We start from the raw sequence: 1954 nt of genomic DNA on the forward strand, positions 1-1954 counted from the left end.
CTCCTCAGGCACTGATGGCGCAGAGCGTCCCGCTGCCGGTCATGTAGAGCCAGTAACCATACATCGAAATGACTTTTGGCCTTTCCGGGCCCGGTCATCGGGAGAACGGTCTCCCAAACCGCGATATGAGACCGAACGGATGACAAAGGAGCGATGAATGACAAGTTAGGGCAGAATATTTACGCAGGTGCCGGGGAGAGCCTACCTGTTTCACTCTGATCCCGTAACCGGGGACGAAGCCCGGTACTGATCAGGAAGTGCCTTTCGCGAGACCGAACGTGCCCATCATCTTGCAGAAAGCGAAGAACTCCACGAGCGCTTCTGCCTTATCGTGGGCGGTGCCGGGGGGAACGGCCGGGGGATAAAACCGGTGCCCCTCCGGGAGGTCCTCACCATACACGTCAGAAGACCAGCTGGACGAACCCGAATGCTGCGAGAGGGATGAACCCCGGCGTTCGCGGTATGCCGCCATGCCGTGGAATGTGCTCTCCGCCCTATGAATCTTGCCCCGGGGCAGACTATCTCCCCGTCTCTCCGGGAGCATGGTGCCTCCCTGCACCGCGTGAAGCCTTGAAGATCCCCCAAATGGAAATTTGCGGCGTTTTTGTCACCTAATTATGCGGACCGGCAGCAGATCCTATGCATACGCCGTTTCGTAGAGTTATTTGCGTGTTTCACCTACGTCGTACTCATCATATCCCGGATCGTGTTGCTCTCCTTCACGCTCCTCGAATTAGATTGGCTGGTGGTCGAAGGATTGATCGACGAGTCCGCCTATCGGCTTGACATTCTGGACCTCTTCGGATACTTCCTGTTGATCCCCATCGGCCCGGAACCCATGGAGACGATCAAGGCCTACCTTGACAGAAGGGAACTCCTCGTCGCGATCATCGTCATCGCAAGAGAGGTTACCCCCCTCGGTTCGGCGACTGCGGGCGAGCTCATCGGGATCGCGCTGATCGTCATTGCCCTCTGCGGCGACTACTACCTCATACGCCGGGCGGGGTTGCCACATGCTCTCCCCCCGGACGACGGCGTGCTGGTGTGCGAGGGGCGGGAAGAGCCGTAGTAGCCGGTCGTCTGCGGAGCAGTACGGTCTGCTCATCTGTATGGTGACGGGGGCCGGCATCAGTAGATTAGCGGTGGATCCGGCTGCCCTACTGCGCAAGGATCTTCTGCTTCTCCTGCTGGAACTCCTCCTCGGTCAGGGCCCCCATCTGCTTCAGCTCCGCGAGTTCCCGGAGTTGAGCCATCTTCTCCTCCTGGGTTATCCCCGCCCGGGCGGGGGGAGCCTGCTCCTCGTATGGTGCTGTCTGTTGCGCCTGCGCCGCCTTCTTTATCTCCCTCTGCTGCATCCTCTTATCGACAGCCCGGGTGGTCACGGTGGCCGTCCCCGCGACCACCGCGGTACGGGCCACGGTGCCGATAAGGCCCGGCCGGCCGCCTCTCATGGTGCCGCCTCCAGTGCTTCCTGCTCTTCGGGCTTCCATGCCAGCGCGGCGTCAACCACTTCTTTCGGGATACGTTCGCCTGCGATCAGCCTCCCATTGGCCGCAAGAACGGCATCGCGGAACCTCGTTGCCCATACGTGCTCGAAGAGGAGCAGCGCCACGGAGCTGTTCGTCTCCATGACTGCGCTGACCTTCTCGACATCCTCCTCGGCAAAGAGTGTGCTCGCCTCCCGTGCAAGCGGGGCAAATGCATCCGCCGCATCCTTCTGGAGGTCGGCAAGCTCCATCACGCTGATATTGCCCTGATCGTCTTTCCTCATGAAGACGAGATCGATGATGCGGATGACGCCTTTATCGACCACCTCACGCAACGCCGGGATGATCTCGCCTTTGAACTGGTTTCCCGGAAACTCGATGACCATATACTCGACCGGACCAAGAGACATCGTGCGCCTCCGGAGCAGGATGCCGGTTCAACTATATATCTCGATCTGTTGCCCGGC

Annotated in this window: 4 protein-coding genes; 1 reads left to right on the top strand and 3 read right to left on the bottom strand. The window is 60.0% G+C overall.

Features of this window, described 5'->3' with window-relative positions:
- Nucleotides 1–250: 250 nt before the first annotated feature.
- Nucleotides 251–544 carry a hypothetical protein gene (locus tag PLN84_RS13160; protein ID WP_292382694.1) on the bottom strand — a complete coding sequence of 98 codons (294 nt, stop codon included), beginning with the start codon at nucleotides 542–544 and terminating at the stop codon, nucleotides 251–253.
- A 60-nt stretch (nucleotides 545–604) separates the two neighbouring features.
- Between PLN84_RS13160 and PLN84_RS13165 the strand changes: the two genes are divergently transcribed.
- Complete coding sequence (locus PLN84_RS13165; protein WP_292382696.1) at nucleotides 605–1069, top strand: phosphate-starvation-inducible PsiE family protein; 465 nt, start codon at nucleotides 605–607, stop codon at nucleotides 1067–1069.
- 88 nt (nucleotides 1070–1157) lie between these two features.
- Here the strand turns inward: PLN84_RS13165 and PLN84_RS13170 are convergent, their stop codons facing one another.
- Nucleotides 1158–1451 (bottom strand): SHOCT domain-containing protein, encoded by a 294-nt coding sequence (locus tag PLN84_RS13170; protein ID WP_292382698.1) that lies wholly within the window; start codon nucleotides 1449–1451, stop codon nucleotides 1158–1160.
- Nucleotides 1448–1897 (bottom strand): DUF6325 family protein, encoded by a 450-nt coding sequence (locus PLN84_RS13175; RefSeq protein ID WP_292382699.1) that lies wholly within the window; start codon nucleotides 1895–1897, stop codon nucleotides 1448–1450. Before PLN84_RS13175 ends, PLN84_RS13170 begins: the two co-directional genes overlap by 4 nt.
- Nucleotides 1898–1954: the final 57 nt, after the last annotated feature.

This window comes from Methanoculleus sp. (genome assembly GCF_035363275.1).
Taxonomy (GTDB): Archaea; Halobacteriota; Methanomicrobia; order Methanomicrobiales; family Methanoculleaceae; genus Methanoculleus.